Source organism: Flavobacterium sp. N502540 (genome assembly GCF_025947365.1).
Taxonomy (GTDB): Bacteria; Bacteroidota; Bacteroidia; order Flavobacteriales; family Flavobacteriaceae; genus Flavobacterium.
This window is the reverse complement of record NZ_CP110012.1, coordinates 66,968-88,064: the sequence shown is the minus strand read 5'-3', so window position 1 is coordinate 88,064 and position 21,097 is coordinate 66,968. Positions and strand designations below refer to the sequence as shown.

Genomic DNA, 21,097 nt, shown 5'->3' with positions numbered 1-21,097 from the left:
CTATATGAAATACCGATCGGTATTTGTGTTATATTTGTTTGGAGAATGGGTATTTAAAACTAAAAAAATAATGAACACTTCTGAATTTATATTGGATAAAGTAGCCCCAGTTTTTAACAGACAGGGATATGTGGGTACCAGTCTTACGGATATTACCAAGGCTACGGGACTTACCAAAGGGGCTATTTACTGCAATTTTGCCAATAAAGAAGAGTTAGCTTTAAAGTCTTTTCAATTGAATGTAGATGTAGCCATAACACCTTTATTCAAAATATTGGCTTCTACTACAGGAAGTTTAGAGAAGCTTTACACGATAACGAAATATCAAAGGAGCTATTATGATGTAGTCAAAGACAGAGGAGGTTGTCCGATGCTGCGCGTAGGGGTAGATACTAAATACATCAATCCACTGTTGTTTCAGAGTGCTCAGAATTTGTCTCAGAGGTTTATCACCGGACTTTCCAATATTATTAGTGAAGGTATTGTTAATGGAGAAATTCAGGAGAATATTGATCCGCTGCAGTATGCAAAACTGCTATTGTCTTTAATTGAAGGAAGTTCTCTTTTGGCCTTTACACATAATGATGAGACATACATAACAACCGCTATGGATTTTATAGACCATGCAATAATCGAGAAAATTAGGAAATAAAAATTTTTTAACCCTTCATATACCGATCGGTATTTGATAAAACAAAAACAGAAAATGGAAAAAGTATTAAAAACAAAAAAGAAAATCAGATTTCAGGATTGTGATCCTTTTAATCATTTAAACAATGCAAAGTATTTGGAGTATTTTATTAATACAAGAGAAGATCAGATTGCAGAACATTACGATCTGGATATTTTTAAATATCTGAAAGAAACAGGTTTGAGCTGGGTCGTAGCATCCAGTCAGATTAGTTATATGCGCCCGGCTTTTACTATGGAAACGACTCTGATTGAATCGCGATTGATCGAGTATCGTGATAATGCTTTGTTGGTTGAAATGAAAATGTGGAATGAAAATGAAACGGAGTTAAAAGCAATTTTATGGATCAGGTTTATTCATTATAATATTGAGGCAAAAAAATCAGCAAATCATTCTGACGATTTAATGCAATTATTTCAATCGGTTGTAGTGCCAGTTGAGCAGTCAATTTTTGAAAATAGATGTTTGGAAGTCGTTCAAAGTCTAAAATCAGGAACGCTTGTTTAGGCAGTAATAATGTTTATGGATTTTGTAAATTACTGCTTCTCGATAATCAGAAATAATAAAGAGTTTTTGATTGCTATGAACAATTAAAAGGTACAAAGGTTCAGAGTTGCAAAGGTTCAAAGGTATTAGCTGGATTTCAAGCTTAAAGAATGATTAGGAAGTATAAAAAAACGAGGAGCTAAAACTCCTCGTTTTTTGTTTGTTATTTTTAAAAGCCTTTGTAACTCTGAACCTTTGTTGCTTTGAGCCTTTAATCTTGAAGTGAATCTTAATTATTTAATCGGTTTATCAACTACCGGACGATCAGATCTATTCGCTAATTCCCAGGCAATGGAGAAAGCTAATTTTGTTCTTTTAGTCAAAGCATCGTATTCGATTTTCTCAGGTTCGTCACCTTTTCTGTGGTAGTCTTCGTGAACTCCGTTAAAGAAGAAAACCGATGGAATTCCAAATTTTGCAAAGTTATAATGATCAGAACGCTCGTAAAAATGATTTGGATCTTTCGGGTCGTTGAATTTAAAATCTAAGTCAATTTTAGTGTATTTTTCGTTTTGTGCCACAACAATATTGTGTAAATCAGAGGAGAGTCTGTCGGCTCCAATTACATATACATAATTGTTTGTTTTTTCGTGTTCCACATCACGACGGCCAATCATATCGATATTAATGTCGGCTATGGTATTCGCGATTGGGAATAAAGGATTTTCAGAATAATAGCGAGAACCATGCAGACCATGCTCTTCACCGGTAACGTGCAGGAACAGGATAGAACGTTTTGGACCGTGCCCGTCTTTTTTTGCTTTTGCAAATGCTTTTGCCATTTCCATTACAGCAACAGTTCCGGAACCATCATCATCAGCACCATTATAAACGTCTCCATTTTTTACTCCTACGTGATCGTAATGTGCTGAAATAACCAAAACTTCGTCCGGTTTCTCAGATCCTTCAATATAGGCCCAGATGTTTTCTGAATCCGGTAAGTTTTCATTTCGTCTGGCATTTAAAAATGAGGCAGGAATGTGCTGGTAATAATCGGTTGCACCTTTAGGAAAGGAGATTCCGTGTTTTTTGTATTGCCCGATCATGTAAAGACCTGCTTTCTTTTGTCCTTTCGATCCGGTTTCACGACCCTCCATTTCGTCAGAGGCCACAATATAGAGCATCGTTTTTAGGTCTTTTTCAGAAATAAAGTCGATGTATTTAGACGGATCTGAATTGTCTTTTAAGGTAACTGATTGTGTGTTTTTACACGAAAATGCAGTACCAATTAATAACAGGATTATGATTTTTTTCATATGTTGTTTAGTGTAAATTGATAAAGGTATAGAAAACGTAGATAATTAATAAGAATAAGATGAGCGTAAAGTTAAGAGACAGTATGATTGTACTTTTGAAAAAAGAAACCCATCTTGTTTCTCCATAAAAGCGGTGATGTGCCGGGAAAAAATAGTAAAACATCCAGAGTGCTCCAAAGAAGTCGGTAATGCCTGAAATTACAGCTATCGGACTGTCTTCGCCAAACAATCCAACTAATCTTCGGATTATGAATAAGAGGAGGATTATTAGCAGTAGAAAAGAAAAATAATGTAAGGTGAATATCCCATGATCAAAATAATACCATTTCTTTTTGTTGTGAAAAAGCCATAAAATGAAAGCAAAGAGTGGCATTATAATAAATAGAACTTTAGGAATGTTGTGTACGAATGCCTCCGTGAACTTGTTAATGAGTTCTTTTTTGGTATTGTGTTCTTTCACATATTTTACTTTTTGAATCATCCAGTAATTAAACGAATTTAATTTTTCCTTTTCAGGTGCATATTTTTGAACGGAATCAATCTCTTTGGTAAAATCATCAAAACCGTCTCCGGGTTTTAAATCGTGAAGATCTCCTGTGAAAATATTTTTTGGAACTTCTTTTTTTTGGTCTGTTTTCAAATCAAAATCAAAATCGGCTGAGGTTTCTTTTGAATGACCCGGAAATAGGGCGATCATTAAAAAAGTGACAAAACTGATAAAGATGTACAAACGAACAGGAGCTAAGTAAGATAAACGTTTTCCGGAAAGGTATTCTTTGGTTAATGCCGAGGGTTTAAATAAAAGATTTTTGATCGTACGCCAAAAAGCATTTTCATAATGCGTCAAATCTTCAAAAAAGTGAACGAACAAATGATGGAATGTTTTTCAGGAATCGGTGTTTTCCTGCCCGCAATTGGGACAAAAATTTTGTTCAACAACGTGTCTGCAGTTTAAGCAGGTCTTATCTTTTCTAATCGGACTGTGTGACATTGATTGTAAATGGTATTGGTTTGGTTTTTTTGGTTTGTTTTTTCTTGTCACGAATAACGCGAATTTCCGTAAATTTTAAAAATAATTATTCGGGTTAATACAGGTGTTTTTTTACCGCGAATTTCACTTATTGCCCGAATTTTAAAAACATAATAGTTGAGGTCCGTTTTATTCTTTGGAAATCGCAGTTGTAAAGCTTATTTTTTCAATACTTCGTTCAGGAAAAGCTGTAAATGCTCAAAAGATCTTTTTGCTGCGACGGCATTATAGGCTGCTCCTTTTGAGTTGTCGTTTCCTGCTTCAGGATTCGTGAAAGAATGTACAGCATTGGCATAATAAATCATTTGCCAGTCGGCTTTTGAATCTCTCATTTCCTGTTGGAAAGCTGTGATTTCTTCTTTTGATTCATAGGGATCGTCGGCTCCGTGACAAATTAATACTTTAGTTGTGATGGGTTCGATTTTACGGGAGGCATCTCTGGCTAAACTTCCATGAAAAGAAACTACTCCTTTTAGGTTTAAATGTCCGCGTGCAGCTTCAAGAACGCCGGTTCCTCCAAAGCAGTACCCAATGGCTACAATATTGTCGGCGTCGGCTCCTGATTTGATCAATTCCTGTAATGCGGCATTGATGCGTTTTTGATATACTTCAAAGTTATTTTTGTAGTAACTGGATTGCTTTGCCGCTTCTGAGGTATTTGCAGGTTTGTTTCCTTCTCCATAGATATCAGCAATGAAAACATTATAACCTAATTTGGATAAGTTTTCTGCAATATCTTTAGAAGCTTTGTCAATTCCAAGCCAGGCCGGAATCAATAAAATCCCCGGATTTTGAGTATTTTTCTTAGCAGATTTTACAAATAATCCACTTAGAGCCTGAGAACCGTCAGTGTATTTTACAGCTTTTAGTTGCGCATTTATACCGTTGGAAAACAATATGGTAGCAAATAAGAGAAAGGCCGAATTTTTCATAAGAGTACAATTTTTAACAAATATCAGAAATATTACGTTACAAAAAAACCTCGAAATGTATTTCTTCCGAGGTTTTTAAACGTTATTTTCTTACAATGAAAATCATTCACCGGGATGATAGGTTTTCTCGGCATTTTTGATCACATCATCTTTGTAAAACAAGACTTCTTTAAAACTTCCTTTTCGATACATTTCACTTTGATCGTTAAAATGTTTGGAGTCAGGATCTCCGCTATTACCTCCGGCTAACAATGATTTTGCTTTTATTTTTGGACCAAATTCTACGGCACATACAAAGCTGTTGCCATTGTAACCGTATCGTTTTTTGGAGTCTTTCTGATAACTGCTTTTGAAGGAAGGTAAACTTCCCCAGGAGCCCGGCCCAAAAGCGATCGGTAAACTCGGCTGAGCGTCGTCATATTTTAAATCAATGTCGCCGTTTGAACGTTGAAAACGATTTATTTCTCCCCAGGCTACTTTCCAGGTTCCCCATTTTGAGTTCAGTTCTTTTAAAACGAACTGTAATTGCGGAAGCATTTGAGCAGCGGTCGCATTCGTGGCAAATTTTCGGGTATTCTCTACCTGATCCGGTTCTCCTTCATCGACATATGCTTTTAGTATAATCGGATCTAATTTGTACGCCCATTCGACTGCCAGAGTGGTGGCTACTGAATTTTCTTTGGCATAATAATCCCAGTTTTTGAGCGTCGAAATGACTTCATTTAATTCAGGATATTCTGTTTTGTTTTTTTCGTAAACCGTAATCAGACTTGGAATCAGAATTTCAAAAATCGACAATTTAGTATCGTATCCGTCAGCAATTACTTTGTCTAAAGTATACTGGCTGCCTTTGCTGAAAATTCGAACGGCATTTATTCCTCTAAAATTTTCTCCGTCAGGCGCCATATAAGGCAAATAATTTTCTCTTTTCGGACTGTTTTCTCCCGCAACAGTGTAAGGTGTTGAGTTACAGTTTTGCAGCCATCCGTTTGTCGGATTATACAAATGAACGGTTTCGTTTACATTATGCAGACCTTTCCATTGCGTAGCGGAAATTGATCCGTCAACGACTTTAGACCAATTGAGGTTTTTATCTCTGATTGGGATAAAATTCCCATGCCAATAAGCGATATTTCCTTTGCTGTCTGCATAAACGGTATTGTTTGAAGTATTGGCTTTTAAGTCCATCGCTTTTTTGTAATCTTCAAAACTGGTTGATTTGGTTCTGACCCAACTCTGAATTAAACTGGTCATCGAACGGTTGTTTGATTTTAAACTGATCCATTTTCCGTCACGTTTGGCCATAATCGGACCATTATTGGTGAAGTAGGTTTTGAATTTTTTAGGGATTAATTTCCCGTTTTCGGTGTAATTTATTATAATTTCTTTTTCGATAACGGGGATTAGTTTTTTGTCGAATTCATAAAATAATTTGCCTTTTTTATCGACAATTTTTTCGGCATACATATCGGCAACATCAACGTTGGAGGAGGTGTGCATCCATCCGCAATGCTCATTGAAACCCTGATAGATGAAAAATTGCCCCCAGGTTACCGCTCCATAAACATTTAGGCCTTCTTCGCTGGTGACTTGTACTTCGGGTCTGAAATAAAAGGTGGTATGTGGATTGATGTACAAAATAGCATTGCCGGCGGCTGTTTTTGAAGGTGCAAATGCAAAACCATTAGAACCAGTTTGTACATTTTTTTCTCTTTCAACATACGCCACTTTATCACCATTACCGGAATAGAAAGCTTTTAATTCTCCCGTTGTTAAATCGGCGGTACTGATGGCTCCAATACTTCCGTCCGTCCAAAGCAAAGGAAACCAGGGTTCGAAATGAGTTAAGAGCGCCGGTTTTACTTCGGGATGTTTGTAGAGGTAAAAGTTAATAGCATCGGCATAACTGTTTAATAATTTTTTGAGCCATAAAGGAGCTTTTTTATAATCGGCTTTGGCTGCTTCGGTGTCTATTAATAATTTAATTTCTAAATCATTGTATAATACGGCTTGTCCTTTTATCTCTGAAAGACGCCCTAATTTTTCAATATAATTCATTTCAATGCGTTTAAAATCATCTTCGCATTGGGCGTATAATAATCCAAAAACAGCATCAGCATCGGTTTTTCCATAAACATGAGGAATGCCCCAGTTGTCTCTGATAATACTTACCTGTTGTGCTAAATTTTCGAGACGAGCGACTTCTTTTGAATTGATTTTTTGTGCAGAAAGGGGAAGACTTGCGCAACAAAGTACAAAGGCTAATTTTATAGTTTTGGTGGTAAACATGTTTATTTGATATTAAATTTTTGTCCGGCAGTATAAATGCTCATTTGCAGATTTTCAATCGAAATGAGATTATTTTTTTTAGATTTCAGAATTCCTTTCGGATTTTTCACTACGATCACTTCGCTGTCACCCGCAACTTCAATCTGATTGTTTCGGACAATGATGGCAGTACTTTCGTCAATTCCGATTCCGGTCAGGGATGGGAATTCGACTAATGCGGAAAGCAATCGGTTATAGCGATTTCTCTTTAAAAAATGCTGATCGATAATCGCCGTTTGGAGTAGTCCGAGACCTTTAGCGGTTTCGAGATTGTCATAACGGATGTTGTCAAAAGTTCCGGAATATTCTTTTTGCAGTTTCTGATTTCCGGTAATCATTTTCTCCGACATCACAGCGGCACCGGCACTAGTTCCGGAAATGGTGCTTCCGTTTTGATAGGCTTTTTGAATAGCCGTTTGAATTGGAGTATTTTGCACGACATTCATAAAACGGGTCTGGTCTCCACCGCTTATAAAAATCAGTTTTGCTTTTTGAAGTGAATCAGTCAGTTTTTTGTTTTGAGCCGTTTCTTTATTGAAATTAAGCATCACAATTGGATTCGGAGTTAATTTTACCATTTGTGTTTTAAAAAAAATAAAGGAGCTGTCCGGTTCTTCACTTGACATGGGCAAAACGACGATGAAATCATTTTTTGTCAATTCAGAAACACTTAAAACTTGTTTCATCAAAGCATCCGACCGATCGCCACCGCCTATGATGAAAAGTCTGCCTTTGGGACTTTGTGCCTGAAACAGATTAACTGTTAAAAGGAGTAGAACGATCAGGATTTTTTGATACGAAAAATGGGAGGGAAGTTGGTTTTTCATCGTTTTTGAATGGAGTTAATGCAGCTGGTTTATAAAATTTAAAAGAGAAGTATTGACAATAAAGAGAACATCTTTTATTTTATCTAAATCTACTTTTGAAGCGGTATCTCTGGTGGAGTGGTAATCGTCGTGAAAACCACTGAAGAATGTCATGATGGGAATTTCTTTAGCAGTAAAAGAGGCATAATCACTTCCGGTATGTCCGTTGGTTTCCCATAGATCAAGTGTAAAAGGTTTCGAAAGTTTTGTATTGCTGAGATTCGCAATTTCTTTTAGATAATCGTTTTCTTTTTGTGTTCCGATGCTTAAAATACGATGTGTTTTGTCCTCGGGAGCACTTCTCGAAATCATGTCCATATTAATAGCGAGTAGTATTTTTTGCTTTTCGGAATCTAAATGCTGAACAAAATATTCACTTCCCAAAAGTCCCATTTCTTCGGCGGTCCACGAAGCAAATAACATAGTGCAGGGAGGTTTTGTTTTGGTTTCGGACCATTTTTTGGCCAATGCCAGCATTCCGGAAACTCCTGATGCATTGTCGTCGGCCCCATTGTAAATAGAATCGTTTAGGATGCCTAAATGATCGTAATGAGCACCAACAATAATCGTTTTAGTGGTGTCTTTCCCCGGAATCATTCCTAAAACATTGCGAACCGGAAAAGTTTGAGATTGTAATTCTATAGAGAAACTAATCTTTGTTTTTTTCAATAGAGCAGAAGCAAAGGATGGTTTTTGCGCCGCTTTTTTCTCTATAAATTCTAAGGAGATACTGCTTCCGGTAAAAAGCTTTTCGGCAGCTGATTTACTTAGTTCAAAAACGGGAATCGAAGTAATGACTGAATTTTCGAGGGAATGGAAGGCAGTTTCTTTTTTAAATTTGACCCATTTTTTGCAATCAATAATAATCAATGCACTGGCTCCTTTGCTGATAGCAGTTTGAAGTTTGATTTCTTCCAGGTTGTTTTCTTCGGGATAGTACTTTTTGAATTTTTGATACGATACCGATGTGCTGTCCAAATGTCCCGGGAAGCCTTTTAGAATGACAACAATTTTATCTTTTATATTCAGGCTTTTATAGTCATCATAGTTTTCTTTCGGCAGATTTAATCCGTAACCTGCAAAAACGACTTCAGCTTCTTTTTGTAACGATTTTGCGATAGGGGTAACTTGAAAATCGGTCTGTGGAGAAAGGAGGAAAGTTTCTTTACTGCCTTTTTTTATTTCAAGTACAGCCTTTTTTACGGTGTGTTCTTCAATTTTGAAATTCTGATAGTATCCTAATTTTGTGTCGTACGGAACTAATTGGTAAAGCTCCATCATTGAAGCAATATATTCAGAGGCCAGAAAAGCTCCTTTTTGTGTAGTTCCGCGTCCCTCCATCCAATCGGAAGCTAAAAAAGAAAGTGTAGGGGAGAAATCACTTTTTGATGGACTGGGAACAACGATTTGCGAAAACAGGGCCGACTTACAGCAAAACAAAGTAAGTAAAAGCAGTTTTCGTAACATCATTGTTTAAAATTTAAAAGTAATTATAAAGAGATATTTCGTTTGAACGCACAGCCCAGTTCAATAATCGAATCGGTTTTGGCGATGCCCGGAATACCATCGATTTTTTCATACAGGATTCGGCGCATGTGTTCGTGATTTTTCGCTATGATTTTGATGTAAAGCGTAAAGGATCCTGTCACATAATAACATTCTGTAATTTCCGGAATTTCTTTTAATTCTTCAATAATCCGATCTGAGTCAGAATCTTTATTCAGGGTGATTCCTGTAAAAGATGCCCAGTCATAACCGATGTTTTTTTCCTGGATGATAGGTTTGATTCCACCAATTACACCTTGTTCGATCATTCTGTTAATACGCTGATGTACCATGGTGTTTGATATTTTCAAATTAGCAGCGATTGCAGAAAAAGCCATTCTTCCATCTTTTTCTAATTCTTTAATGATGCTAATATCAAATTCGTCTAATATATCCATTCTTATAAATTGTGTTTAATCTTAAAGCTTATGTTATTGCAGCTGTTCTTAAAAAAAAACGGTAAATGTCTTTAAATAGGCGACAATAATTTCACATTCATAAAAGTAACTATTTTTTTTAATTAACAAGGGATTGAAGGGGATTATAAAGAAATTAAAATTGATTTTTTTTTACCGCTAAAACCTTTTAATTTGACTTAGAAAGTCTTTTTTAAAGTCAAAATTCGTTATTAATAAGGGTTTAATGAGAAATTTTTAATACTTTTGTGGTTTAAAATTTTAAATAAATAAGATCATGATTCATACTGAAAATGCCCTGTCGTCAAAATCAGAGGTTTTGATTGAAAAAGAAAATAAATACGGAGCACATAATTACCACCCACTTCCTGTTGTTTTAGAAAGAGGAGAAGGTGTTTATGTGTGGGATGTAGACGGGAAAAAATACTTTGATTTTTTATCTGCGTATTCAGCTGTAAATCAAGGACACTGTCATCCAAAGATTGTGAAGGCTATGGTCGATCAGGCTCAAAAACTTACACTGACTTCACGTGCTTTTTACAATGACAAATTAGGTAATTACGAGGAATTTGTAACAAAGTATTTTGGTTTTGATAAAGTATTACCTATGAATACCGGTGCCGAGGCAGTTGAAACGGCTCTTAAAGTGTGTAGAAAATGGGCTTATGAAGTAAAAGGAATTCCGGAAAATCAGGCACAGGTAATCGTGTGCGAAAACAACTTTCACGGAAGAACAACTACTATCATTTCGTTTTCAAATGATGAAGTAGCACGCAAAAATTTCGGACCTTTTACAGAAGGATTTATAAAAATTGAATACGATAATCTGGCTGCTCTTGAAAAAGCATTGGAGTCGTCAAAAAATATTGCAGGGTTTTTAGTAGAACCAATTCAGGGAGAAGCGGGAGTTTATGTTCCTTCTGAAGGATATTTGGCGAAAGCCAAAGCATTGTGTGAAAAACATAATGTTTTGTTCATTGCAGATGAGGTTCAGACGGGAATCGCGCGTACCGGAAAATTATTAGCCGTACAGCATGAAAATGTACAACCTGATATTTTAATTTTAGGAAAAGCAATTTCTGGCGGGGTGTATCCGGTATCAGCAGTTTTGTGTAATGATGAAATTATGAATGTAATCAAACCGGGACAACATGGGTCTACTTTTGGAGGAAATCCGGTTGCAGCTGCGGTTGCGATAGCAGCTCTTGAAGTAATCAAAGAAGAAAATCTTGCCGAAAATGCAGAACGTCTGGGAGTTATTTTAAGAAAAGGGTTAAATGAAATTGCAGAACGCAATGATCTGATCACACTGGTTCGCGGTAAAGGATTATTAAATGCAATTGTGATTAATTGTGGTGAAGATTCAGATTTGGCATGGGAAATTTGTTTGAAATTCAGAGATAACGGATTATTGGCTAAACCAACTCATGGAAATAAAATTAGACTGGCACCGCCTTTGGTGATGACCGAATCTCAAATTCAGGAGTGTCTTGAAATTATCGAGAAATCACTGAATGCTTTCAAGAATTAGTTTTTTTGATTTTAGTATAAAAAAAAACATCCCGTTTAGCGGGATGTTTTTTTTTTGAGTTGTATTTTACTTGCTGTAACCCGGATTCTGGGTGATTTTTTTGTTGGCATCCATTTCCGAGATTGGAATAGGAAATACCAGTAGATCTGCATCATAAGATAATAATTCAGATCCGTCACCGTCGCCACTTACATCAATGGAGCCTTTTGTTCTTCGGATATCGTGAATTGAAAAGCCTTCCATTGCCAGTTCCAGTTGGCGCTCCAATAAAATATCGTCAAGCGTTATTGCGGTTAAATTTTCGGCATTGGCTCTTGTTCGGATGATGTTGATATCGTCAATTGGAGTGTTGCCTACCACTGTTCCGGCGCGAAAGTTTGCTTCAGCTCTGATGAGGTACATTTCGGCCAGACGTATGATCCCTACGTTAGCAAATTGATCGGTAAATTTCAGGGTTAGTATTCTGTCATTTACAGGGTTTACATAATTGAATTTTGCACGATCGTCGTTAGGATCTGTAAATTTTTCCAGATATGGATCTCTTATCGCAATGTCACCTCCGCGTCCTCCATTATTCTCGGCTGAATAAAAGGTATTGGCATCGTTTACTCCGGTTTGCTTTGTAATTTGGATAGCAAATACATCTTCAGCCTGATCGGTATCATGATTAAAGGCATCTGCATATTTTGTAGACAAAGAGTGTCCGCTGTTTTTGATCACATCATCGGCAGCGTCTCTTGCCAAAGCGTAATTGCCTTGTTGCAGATATACTCTCGCTAATAGGGCTTTTGCAGCATATTTATCAGCATAAAAACTATTGTCTTTTGGAAGATTGGTGTAAGCAAGATTTAATCCGTCAATGATTACTTTGTATACTTCGGCAACCGTACTTCTTTCTTTTGATAAATCGGCGTTGAAATCATAAATGGCTTTGTCTCTTATTACAATTCCCAACTGATTATTTGGCTGACCGCTAACGTATGGTTTTGCAAAAAAGCGCACTAAATCAAAATAAGCAAGTGATCTTAAAAAATTAGCTTCACCAATCATTCGGGCTTGTTTGGCCGGATCTTTTACTTTGTCGATATTGTCGATAACGGTATTGGTAGCGTTTACGATTTCGTAACATCTGGAGTAAGTTCCGGTGATGATTACGTTATCAGCAAGCATTTGTTTGATATACATTTGTCTTAATTCGCCAAAAGTTCCTCTGAATCTAAAATCAGTAGTAGCGGTGACACCTGTCGCTCCCAGTAAATCTGCATAAACTAAGATTCTTCCTCCGTAAGCATTTCCTCTTGCGGCAAGAGCATAAGTTCCGGTGAGTACATTGGTAACCCCTTCTTCTGTACTTAACGTTACAGAAGCGTCTTCTCTTTGCTTTGGTTCTATGTTTAATTCGTCTTGACAGCTTGTAAAAAAGACTGCAAAAAGCATAAATAATAGTATAGTGTTTGATTTCATTTTGATCGATTTAAAAATTGATATTTACTCCCATAGCGATTGTTCTGGCTGGTGGGGCCGAATAAAATTCCTGTCCAATATTAGGATTTGCTCTTGTGATATCGTCTCTTCGTGACTCAGGATCAGAACCTTTATAATTAGTAAAAGTCAATAAATTTACTGCCGTCATGTAAATTCTTAAATTGCTCATTCCCATGTCGCTTACTGTCTTTTTAGGTAATGAGTATCCTAAAGTCAGGTTTCTTAAACGTATGAAATCTGATTTGCCAAGGTAACGGCTTGAATTTTGGGTACCGTTTGACCCTCCAAATCTCGCTTGTGGCACATTAGTAATGTCCCCCGGTTTTTGCCAACGGTCTAACTGATCCAGTGTCTGATTATCGAAATAATCGGCTGCTGTAGACTGGTAGATTCCTGCAGTGTTATAAATGCTGGCGCCCCATTCTCCCTGAAATGTAAATGAAAAATCAACTCCTTTGTACAGGATCGTATTGGTAAGCCCTGACATTAACGTTGGAAACGGATTCCCAAGAATGGTTCTCTGTGCTTCACTATAGTCATTAGTGGTACTTTTGTCAATGCTTCCATCGGCATTTTTTGTGTTTTTTACAAAAAGTGCATCTCCGTTTGCGGGATCAACTCCTGCGTATTCCACCAAATAGAAAGACGAAATGTTTTCACCAACTCTATTAATGGTATAACTGCTTATTACATCTGCATTGTTGTTGGGTAGCGATTTTACCTTAGATTGATTGGTAGTTAAATTGAAACTTGTTGTCCAGGTAAAATTTTCGGTGGTGATATTTTTAGTGTTTAAAGTGAATTCGAAACCACTACTTCTGATCTTTCCGATATTTTTGCTAATGGTGCCTAAATCACCACCACCGGCACTTTTAGGAAGCGGAACATCAAAAAGCAACCCGTCTGTATCTTTTTGGTAGTAATCGGCCTCGAAAGTAATTTTATCTAAAAAGCCCAGTTCGGCACCAAAATCAATTTGAGTCGATTTCTCCCAGGTTAAATTGTCATTTCCGGGCTGGTCAAAGGTAAGTCCTGATTTTAAATTATAGGGATTTGTCTGATACAACTGGCGTGAAGCAAAGTTTCCAATTTCGGCATTTCCTAATTTACCCCAGCTTCCTTTTATTTTCAAATAGGTTAAAACCGGATTTTCTTTCAGGAAATTTTCCTGAGAGATTACCCAACCGGCAGAGAGTGCAGGGAAAACACCATAGCGCTCGTTTTTTCCAAAACGGGAAGAGCCGTCACGACGAATACTGGCTTTAAACAGGTATTTACCATCAAAAGCATAGCTTAATCTTCCAAATTGAGATACAAAGGCATAATCGATTTCCCTACCGTGTCCTTCATTAATTTCGGCTCCTCCGTCGATAGTCTGAAAACCGTCGTTAGGGAAGTAGATGCTGTTTACATCCTGATATCTATTGTTGTACTTGTTAAGTTCCATACCGGCAACAAGATTCAGAGCGTGTTTTTCTGCAAATGTTTTGTCGTAGGTAAAGTAGTTACTGAAAATATAATTTTCGGTATTTACTGAGGTGGCAAATACAGCACCGTCTGTTGCCATAAAAGGAGCATTTTTTCCCTGCCAGTAGTCTTCTGTCTGAGTCATGTAGTCATAAGAAAAATCAGAATTGAACTTCAGACCTTTTACTATTTTAAGTTCGCCAAAAACTTTTCCGGTAAGTCTGCGCATGATGGTTTTCCAGAAAGTATTGTCTTTTGCCAATAAATAGTTAGCATATTCTGTATTTGGGTTTGCCGTTCCGTCTGCCAGTCTTGCCTGTGATATTGGAGCCTGCGCTACGGATTGTAAAGGTGATGTAAAAGAGTTATCGTCCTGAACTCTGTTGATGATGGCTCTTGAAAAACCAACGTTCATTCCCACAGTAAAACGATCTGATACTTTGTGTGATAAATTAGATCTTCCGGTTATTCTCTCCAGACTATTGCTGTCGATAATTCCGGTAGTATTGTTGTAAGCTCCTGAAAAGAAGTATCTGGTTTTGTCGTCTCCGCCGGAAACCGAAAAATCAGCATCGGTTGTATATCCCGTTTGAAAGGCGATATCCTGCCAGTCTGTATCAATTTCTCCTTTTCTCCAGTCAGTTCCCTGAGCCAGACGATCTAATTCTTCTTCTACCGAGGCTAAATCGTCAACATTTGTTCCGGCTTCGCGTATTAGTTCTACATATTGTTTTGAGTTTAACCATTTTCTTTTGTGAGTGGCTTCACTAACACCTTGTGAGAAATTAAGAGAGAAAGTTCCTTTTCCATCTTTTCCTTTTTTGGTAGTGATGATTACGACTCCATTAGCTCCACGTGCACCATAAATCGCTGCAGATGAGGCGTCTTTTAAGACGTCGATAGACTCGATTTCATTCGGGCTCAAAGTCAATAATGGATTTGTTGGCGCTCCGTTGCTGGATTCGTTGTCTGTAATCAAGGGAATTCCATCTAAAACGTATAGAGGCTGTGTTCCCGCACTAATACTGGCAGCACCACGAACCCTAACATTTATACCACCTTCAACTTTACCGTTTGTCTGAGTGATTTGTACACCGGCAAGTTTACCTACCAGTGCATTTTGAACGTTTGAAACAGGTATTTGCTGGATATCTTTTGCAGTAACACGGGCAATATTATCCGTTAAATTCTTTTTAGTTTGTGTTCCGTAACCTACAACCAGAACAGCTTCCAGTTCATTTTGAGTTTCGACCAGCTGCACGGTCATTAAATTGGAAGCAGGGACATGTACAGTTGCAAAACTGACATAACTTACAGTTAGTATGTCTCCTTTTTTTGCTGTTATTTTAAAATTTCCATCAAAATCAGTTTGAGTGCTGATTTTTGTTCCTTTTACAAGAATGTTAACTCCCGGAAGGGGAATTCGTTTTGAGTCAGTAACTTTCCCTGTAATAGATCCTTCTTGTGCATTGACTATTTGCATGAATAATGCGATCAATAGCCCTAAAAAAAGCTTAAAGTTGATTTTCATTGGTATGTATGTTAGGATTAGTTTTCTCAAATATCTTAATTTTCTGTTAATAAGTCGCTTATTTTTAACATTTAAAATAACTAAAATGTATGTTTTTGTGATATTTGTAACAAATTGCTTTTAATTTAAGTTTTTTAGAAAAAAATAAAACGCTTTATTGTTTATAATGTAATTGAAATGTTTTTTTAATATTTTAAATATTAATATTTAGCTAAAATTGTAGTTTTATGTGTGATATTTAAGGTTTTGTTTGATTATTTTTTAAAGTTTAATTTTTAAGACAAAAAAAAGCGATTGTATTGAAACAACCGCTTTTGGAAATAACTACTCAAAATATTAAAAAAAGCAATTATTTTTTTAGAGATGCTCCGCCGGGCATTACTTCCGGTTTTAGCTTAAATTTACTATACTCTACAACTCCGGTCTGATCGGCCCAGTCAAAATAGGCAGCTGATAGTTTATTGACAATACCGGGATTTTGTTTGGCTACATTATTAGTTTCACCGCGATCTGTTTCGATATCATAGAGTTCCCATTCATAAGAGGGGTAAATCGATACCAGTTTCCATTTTCCATCCCGTACCGCTCTGTTTCCGGCTCTTTCCCAAAATAACGGTGCTCCTCTGTTGACCTCGGAAACGTTGTCGAATAAAACTGGCAGAAGACTTTTCCCTGGCAACGAATTAGATTTCACACCATTGTATTCTTTTGGATATTCAATTCCGGCCAATTCATAAAAAGTAGGAGCAAGGTCAATAATGTGTCCGGTACCTTTATCGATACGGCCTGCTTTTATTTTTGAAGGAAACCAGGCAATAAATGGAGAACTGAAGCCGCCTTCGTGCATATTGTTTTTGTATTGTTGTAAAGGAGTATTCGATAAATAGGCCCAGTTTTGCTCCTGATAATCGAATGAACCTGAAGTTCCAATTGGTCCATCATTTCGGACCAAACCTCTGCCTAATGGATTGTAGGTATTGAAACCGCCCTGCGCACCATTGTCTGAAATAAATATAATGAGGGTGTTTTTATCTTTTTTTAATGCTTTTAATTTATTCAAAACTTTACCCACATTCTGATCCATATTGTCTACCATTGCGGCATAAACTTCCATTTTGGCTTTCCAGAATTGTTTTTCGTCATAGGTAAGTTTGTTCCATTCCGGTACTTCCGGATCTCTTGGTGATACGGTTTGATTGGCGGATAAAATGCCATTTGCTTTTAGCTTTTCGATTCTTTTTTCTCTTAAAACATCCCAGCCTTCGTCAAATTTCCCTTTGTATTTGGAAATGTCGACTGGTTTTGCCTGTAGTGGCCAGTGTGGAGCGGTAAAAGCTAAATACAGAAAGAACGGCTTATTTTCTTTGTTTTGTTCGTCGAGAAAAGTCACCGCGTTGTTTCCGATTTCATCGGTAAAATAATACGAATCGTCTTTAGGATGGAGTTCTTCATTGTTTCGAAGTAATTTTACCGGATAAGGTGTTTTTCCGAAAGGCAGAGGTTTGCTGTCGAAATAACTGGAAGCTCCTTTTAAGATACCATAAAATTTATCAAAGCCTCTCTGGTTGGGCCATTGCGACTGATCTTCGGAACCCACGTGCCATTTTCCCGAAAGCAGCGTGCTGTAACCGCCCGAACGGAAAACCTCTCCTAGTGTCAAAGATTCTTTGTTGAGGTATCCCTGATAAGCCGGCAGGCCCAGATTGATATCAAAAAATCCCATTCCGGCTTTGTGCTGGTATTGTCCTGTTAACAAAGAGGCTCTGGTAGGTGCGCAAATCGAGTTGTTATAGAATTCGCGAAGACGTAAACCTTCACTGGCTAATTGATCGAGATTGGGTGTTTTAATTTCAGAACCATAATTACCTAAATCAGAATAGCCCATATCGTCGACCAGAATCAGGATGATATTTGGTTTTGAAGAATGAGTAGTGGTTTTGTTTTGTGCGGAAACGAAAAGTACTGTCGAAAATAAGAGGTGGAGTGTGAGAAGTGTTTTTTTCATTTTAATTCATGTTGTGAGTTGCTGAAACTGGTTTTATCTTTTGTTGAATCGGTTTGAGATATAGAAACATAGCTTAAAAAAAGTAGAGTAAATTATGATTTTTTAGAACAACTCTGCGATTTATTTTTAATGAAATGTGTTTTAAATACAATAAGTTACGTTCTAAAGTGTTCAAAAAATGATTCAGATTGTTATTCTTTAAAAAGTAAAAAAGCAATGATCAGCGTGATAATGATATTGAACAATTGTGCTATTAAAAAGGCATACAAAGGTTTTCGGCTGGTATTGCCCAGTAAATCTTTAAATTTGGTTTCCAGTCCGATACTGGTAAAAGCCAGGGCAAACCAAATGCCTTGCAGATTTTTTAAGCTGTCTTTTACTTCGTCTCTCACTTCGGCAGTCAAAAAAAAGGAAAAGAGGAGTGAAGCGGCAATAAATCCGATGACGAATTTTGGAAAACGTTCCCATATAACAGCTAGGGTTGGTTTTGCTGCAACAGCTTCTTCTGATTTGTTCTGAGTATATGTCCAGTAAACGGATATGGCAAAAGCAGCTAATCCTAAGAGTACATTTTGAGAGAATTTGACAATTGTACTAATTTTTAAAGCGGTTTCGCCTACCAGGGAACCCGAAGCTACAACGGCTCCCGAAGTATCTATACTGCCGCCCAGCCAGGCTCCGGTTACTTCTTCAGGAATGTTGAAATGTTTAGCAATTACAGGCATGAAAATCATCATGGGTATTGCGGTGACCAAAACAATAGAAATCACGTAAGACAGTTTTTTTGAATCGCCTTTGATGGCACCCGAAGTCGCAATTGCCGCGGAAACTCCGCAAATCGAAACTGCACTGGAAATCATCATAGTTAATTCATCGTCAACTTTTAATTTTTTGCACAGCCAGAAGGCAAAGTACCAAACCGACAGTACAACCACTAATGCCTGAATAAGCCCAAGTGAACCCGCTTTTAGAATGTCTGAGAAAATAACAGTGGTTCCCAGTAATACCAAGCCAATTTTGACAAAAACTTCTGTCGAAAGTGAGGAACGAAACCACCGTGGAAGGATGAAAAAATTACCCAGACAGAGACCTATGATTAAACTAAAAATCACCGCTTCGAGATTGAGACCTTTGATGGTGGTATTTCCGGAGATCACCAAGGCAAAAATGGTTAACAGATAAACGATTGGAAAACCCAGTAAAAAGTTTTTGACTGATTTTCCAATCAAAAAAGCCCCCAGGGTTCCCACGAAAATCAAATAAATAAATTGCAATCCGAGGATTTTCAGGTTTCCGAAATTAAGTACATCCACTACTAAATCTGATCCCGTTGACCATTTGAAAGTTGGAATCTCAGGAAGAAATAAAAAAAGGGAAATTCCGATGATGATAAATCCAAGGATCACAACCGTCCAGTCTTCGTGAAGGGTAAATTGTTTGGTTTGGTTTGACATTTTTAAGGGTTGTATTTACTGTATGCGATTATTTAGCGGTTTTTATTTGGAAGCCAAAGCAACATTGACATCATTTTTTAAATCCCCGAGGCCTTCTTTTTTGAAAACAATTTTGCCTTTTTTGTATAAAATCAAAGTAGGGAAAACTTTTACAGTTTTTAAGTCGGCGATTACCTGAGGGCTGTCTTCCAAATCAATTTCAACGATTTTTAAATTAGCTCCGTGTTGTGCTCTGATGGTTTCTAAAACAGGTTTTACCTTTTTGCAGGCACCACAGTAAATGGAACCAATATCAACAAGAACATCATTGTTTTCTGTAATGATTTTATTGTATTCGGCTAAGGTTAATTTGCTTTTTGAATTGGCATAAAAGGGTTTCCCATTTCCAATCCAGTTGGCAATTCCACCTTCTAAACTATAAGCTTCTTTAAAACCAATTTTTAGTAGTTCATCTGCGAGCCAGACACTTCGGCCTGCACCAATGGAGTAGGTAAAAACAGGTCTTGTTTTATCTAAGGCAGCAATACGTTTGGCATAATCTTTCGATTCCAAATTAAAATTTTGTGCTCCGTTGATATGATTAAGAGCAAATTCTTCAGGACCCCGGGCATCAATGATCTGTGGTTTTTTTTCGCTTTGAATTTTAGCGTAAAAAACGTCTAATGAGACGGTGTTGGATGATTTTTGCTGTGCAAAACTAATTCCGGATAAAAACAGTATCACAATGGCGATACTGTTTTGGATTGTTTTATTTTGTATCATGATTTTAAGATTGAACCTGCTCATAGTAAGCCGGATTGGGTACTGTTTTTTCTACTTTTTGTCGTATTGGAACTGCCAGGACTCCTTCAGCCAAAGCGCTTCCTTCTTTTTTAGATTTGAAGATGGGCCAAAGAAATTGTGCGTACCATTCTTCTTGTTTGTAAGACTTCATTCCGTACGATTTTGGAAATTTTCTGGTGATTAAACCTGTTCCGAAAATGATATCCCAGATAAAAAACATATTACCAAAGTTCCCTTTAAAATGCCCTATACCATCACCGCTGGTATCCGCATGATGTGCGTGATGAGTTGCAGGAGTCGAAATAAGACGCTCTAAAACCCACGCAATCGGATGTAAAACTTTGTATTTGTAAAAGGGTTTGTCCCAGGCAATACTAGAGTGAGCGCCTAAAGTGATAAAACTTTTGATGACCAATACAAATAAAGCGGGCAATCCTAAACCTAAAAAAGTTAAAGTTGCCGTTAGGTAAATCTGCGAAAAGAAAACCGTATAAATAAAGTTTTGTCTGGAAGCCATCGCCATGCCCATGTACGGAGCGGAGTGGTGCGTTCGGTGAAAACGCCATAAAAAAGGAACCTGATGGTGTAAGCGGTGGTACCAATACTGCGTTAAATCATCGGCTACTGCGATCAGGAAAAAACCTCCCCAAAACGGAACCCATGAAAGCGAGTTGGCAAGATTGGGAATTAAATACGGCAATGCAGTAAGACTGAAAAAAGCAATTACCGGAGGCAAAAGCAATTTAGGAGCCAGAAAACAAATGATATCTACTTTGCGTTCCTGACCCGTCCATTGATCATCGTACAAACCTGCTGTAAATTCAATAATACCCAGAATCACCATAAAAGCTGTTAATCCCCAGGTTCTGATGTTTTCGAAAGCCGGTTTGATAAATTCTAAAAATGATGGTAAGGCAATGTGTGATTGTGCGATCGCACCATTTGTTAATTTGAAATACAGAAAGATTGCCAGGACAGGCAGTGCATAAATGAAGAGACTAATACTTAAATCTCTGGTTAGTTTACTTTTTGAATTATAAGCTGTTGCTGCCATGATTTTTATTTTAAAAAGTTGCTAATTAAAGTTAAACCTCCAGCCAGTATGAGTAGCGGGACTAAAAAAACAATCGCTCCCACGAGTATTTTTTTTCCTATAATTTCATAATCTGCTTTTTTCATGTGGATTGGAATTAAAAGAGATTCAGGTCTTTAATACATTGACAAAAGACCT

General features: G+C 37.2%; 16 protein-coding genes. 3 read left to right on the top strand and 13 right to left on the bottom strand.

What is annotated here, in order from left to right; genetic code table 11:
- Nucleotides 1–70 precede the first annotated feature (70 nt).
- Together OLM58_RS00405 and OLM58_RS00400 are read left to right on the top strand one after the other, a co-directional pair.
- Nucleotides 71–652, top strand: coding sequence for a TetR/AcrR family transcriptional regulator (locus OLM58_RS00405; RefSeq protein WP_264530739.1), 582 nt, complete (start codon nt 71–73; stop codon nt 650–652).
- A 54-nt stretch (nt 653–706) separates the two neighbouring features.
- Nucleotides 707–1,198 carry an acyl-CoA thioesterase gene (locus OLM58_RS00400; protein ID WP_264530738.1) on the top strand — a complete coding sequence of 164 codons (492 nt, stop codon included), beginning with the start codon at nt 707–709 and terminating at the stop codon, nt 1,196–1,198.
- A 272-nt stretch (nt 1,199–1,470) separates the two neighbouring features.
- Here OLM58_RS00400 and OLM58_RS00395 read toward each other — a convergent pair whose 3' ends face one another.
- From OLM58_RS00395 to OLM58_RS00365, 7 genes are all read right to left on the bottom strand, one after another.
- Entirely contained in the window at nt 1,471–2,493 is a 1,023-nt protein-coding gene (locus tag OLM58_RS00395; protein ID WP_264530737.1) for a M28 family peptidase, read from the bottom strand.
- A gap of 7 nt (nt 2,494–2,500) precedes the next feature.
- Nucleotides 2,501–3,364, bottom strand: a complete 864-nt coding sequence (locus OLM58_RS00390; protein WP_319802358.1) for a DUF3667 domain-containing protein — start codon at nt 3,362–3,364, stop codon at nt 2,501–2,503.
- A 317-nt stretch (nt 3,365–3,681) separates the two neighbouring features.
- On the bottom strand, nt 3,682–4,455 hold the full coding sequence (locus OLM58_RS00385) for a dienelactone hydrolase family protein (RefSeq protein ID WP_264530736.1): 774 nt from the start codon (nt 4,453–4,455) through the stop codon (nt 3,682–3,684).
- 102 nt (nt 4,456–4,557) lie between these two features.
- On the bottom strand, nt 4,558–6,744 hold the full coding sequence (locus OLM58_RS00380; protein ID WP_264530735.1) for a penicillin acylase family protein: 2,187 nt from the start codon (nt 6,742–6,744) through the stop codon (nt 4,558–4,560).
- Between the two features lie 2 nt (nt 6,745–6,746).
- On the bottom strand, nt 6,747–7,610 hold the full coding sequence (locus tag OLM58_RS00375; protein ID WP_264530734.1) for a cyanophycinase: 864 nt from the start codon (nt 7,608–7,610) through the stop codon (nt 6,747–6,749).
- Nucleotides 7,611–7,625: 15 nt separating this feature from the next.
- Nucleotides 7,626–9,119: a M20/M25/M40 family metallo-hydrolase gene (locus OLM58_RS00370; protein ID WP_264530733.1), complete on the bottom strand. Its 1,494-nt coding sequence runs from the start codon at nt 9,117–9,119 to the stop codon at nt 7,626–7,628.
- Between the two features lie 20 nt (nt 9,120–9,139).
- Nucleotides 9,140–9,592 carry an Lrp/AsnC family transcriptional regulator gene (locus OLM58_RS00365; RefSeq protein ID WP_173964999.1) on the bottom strand — a complete coding sequence of 151 codons (453 nt, stop codon included), beginning with the start codon at nt 9,590–9,592 and terminating at the stop codon, nt 9,140–9,142.
- A gap of 295 nt (nt 9,593–9,887) precedes the next feature.
- On the opposite strand from OLM58_RS00365, the gene rocD reads away from it, so the two are divergent.
- Nucleotides 9,888–11,141, top strand: coding sequence for an ornithine--oxo-acid transaminase (rocD, locus tag OLM58_RS00360; protein ID WP_264530732.1), 1,254 nt, complete (start codon nt 9,888–9,890; stop codon nt 11,139–11,141).
- A gap of 66 nt (nt 11,142–11,207) precedes the next feature.
- Here rocD and OLM58_RS00355 read toward each other — a convergent pair whose 3' ends face one another.
- The 6 genes from OLM58_RS00355 to OLM58_RS00330 form a co-directional block, all read right to left on the bottom strand.
- Nucleotides 11,208–12,605, bottom strand: coding sequence for a RagB/SusD family nutrient uptake outer membrane protein (locus OLM58_RS00355; RefSeq protein WP_264530731.1), 1,398 nt, complete (start codon nt 12,603–12,605; stop codon nt 11,208–11,210).
- Nucleotides 12,606–12,615: 10 nt separating this feature from the next.
- Complete coding sequence (locus OLM58_RS00350; protein ID WP_264530730.1) at nt 12,616–15,624, bottom strand: SusC/RagA family TonB-linked outer membrane protein; 3,009 nt, start codon at nt 15,622–15,624, stop codon at nt 12,616–12,618.
- A 349-nt stretch (nt 15,625–15,973) separates the two neighbouring features.
- Nucleotides 15,974–17,629: an arylsulfatase gene (locus OLM58_RS00345; protein ID WP_264530729.1), complete on the bottom strand. Its 1,656-nt coding sequence runs from the start codon at nt 17,627–17,629 to the stop codon at nt 15,974–15,976.
- Nucleotides 17,630–17,820: 191 nt separating this feature from the next.
- Nucleotides 17,821–19,083: a YeiH family protein gene (locus OLM58_RS00340; RefSeq protein ID WP_264530728.1), complete on the bottom strand. Its 1,263-nt coding sequence runs from the start codon at nt 19,081–19,083 to the stop codon at nt 17,821–17,823.
- Nucleotides 19,084–19,125: 42 nt separating this feature from the next.
- Nucleotides 19,126–19,845, bottom strand: a complete 720-nt coding sequence (locus OLM58_RS00335) for a thioredoxin domain-containing protein (protein WP_264530727.1) — start codon at nt 19,843–19,845, stop codon at nt 19,126–19,128.
- 4 nt (nt 19,846–19,849) lie between these two features.
- Nucleotides 19,850–20,920, bottom strand: coding sequence for a sterol desaturase family protein (locus OLM58_RS00330; protein WP_264530726.1), 1,071 nt, complete (start codon nt 20,918–20,920; stop codon nt 19,850–19,852).
- Between the last annotated feature and the right edge of the window lie 177 nt (nt 20,921–21,097).

Bases quoted from the DNA above. Each gene is read 5' to 3' on its own strand.
- OLM58_RS00330 (WP_264530726.1), bottom strand. From the start codon at position 20,920: ATGGCAGCAACAGCTTATAATTCAAAAAGTAAACTAACCAGAGATTTA.
- OLM58_RS00365 (WP_173964999.1), bottom strand. From the start codon at position 9,592: ATGGATATATTAGACGAATTTGATATTAGCATCATTAAAGAATTAGAA.
- OLM58_RS00355 (WP_264530731.1), bottom strand. From the start codon at position 12,605: ATGAAATCAAACACTATACTATTATTTATGCTTTTTGCAGTCTTTTTT.
- OLM58_RS00370 (WP_264530733.1), bottom strand. From the start codon at position 9,119: ATGATGTTACGAAAACTGCTTTTACTTACTTTGTTTTGCTGTAAGTCG.
- OLM58_RS00400 (WP_264530738.1), top strand. From the start codon at position 707: ATGGAAAAAGTATTAAAAACAAAAAAGAAAATCAGATTTCAGGATTGT.
- OLM58_RS00375 (WP_264530734.1), bottom strand. From the start codon at position 7,610: ATGAAAAACCAACTTCCCTCCCATTTTTCGTATCAAAAAATCCTGATC.
- OLM58_RS00395 (WP_264530737.1), bottom strand. From the start codon at position 2,493: ATGAAAAAAATCATAATCCTGTTATTAATTGGTACTGCATTTTCGTGT.
- rocD (WP_264530732.1), top strand. From the start codon at position 9,888: ATGATTCATACTGAAAATGCCCTGTCGTCAAAATCAGAGGTTTTGATT.
- OLM58_RS00385 (WP_264530736.1), bottom strand. From the start codon at position 4,455: ATGAAAAATTCGGCCTTTCTCTTATTTGCTACCATATTGTTTTCCAAC.
- OLM58_RS00405 (WP_264530739.1), top strand. From the start codon at position 71: ATGAACACTTCTGAATTTATATTGGATAAAGTAGCCCCAGTTTTTAAC.
- OLM58_RS00340 (WP_264530728.1), bottom strand. From the start codon at position 19,083: ATGTCAAACCAAACCAAACAATTTACCCTTCACGAAGACTGGACGGTT.
- OLM58_RS00335 (WP_264530727.1), bottom strand. From the start codon at position 19,845: ATGATACAAAATAAAACAATCCAAAACAGTATCGCCATTGTGATACTG.
- OLM58_RS00345 (WP_264530729.1), bottom strand. From the start codon at position 17,629: ATGAAAAAAACACTTCTCACACTCCACCTCTTATTTTCGACAGTACTT.
- OLM58_RS00350 (WP_264530730.1), bottom strand. From the start codon at position 15,624: ATGAAAATCAACTTTAAGCTTTTTTTAGGGCTATTGATCGCATTATTC.
- OLM58_RS00380 (WP_264530735.1), bottom strand. From the start codon at position 6,744: ATGTTTACCACCAAAACTATAAAATTAGCCTTTGTACTTTGTTGCGCA.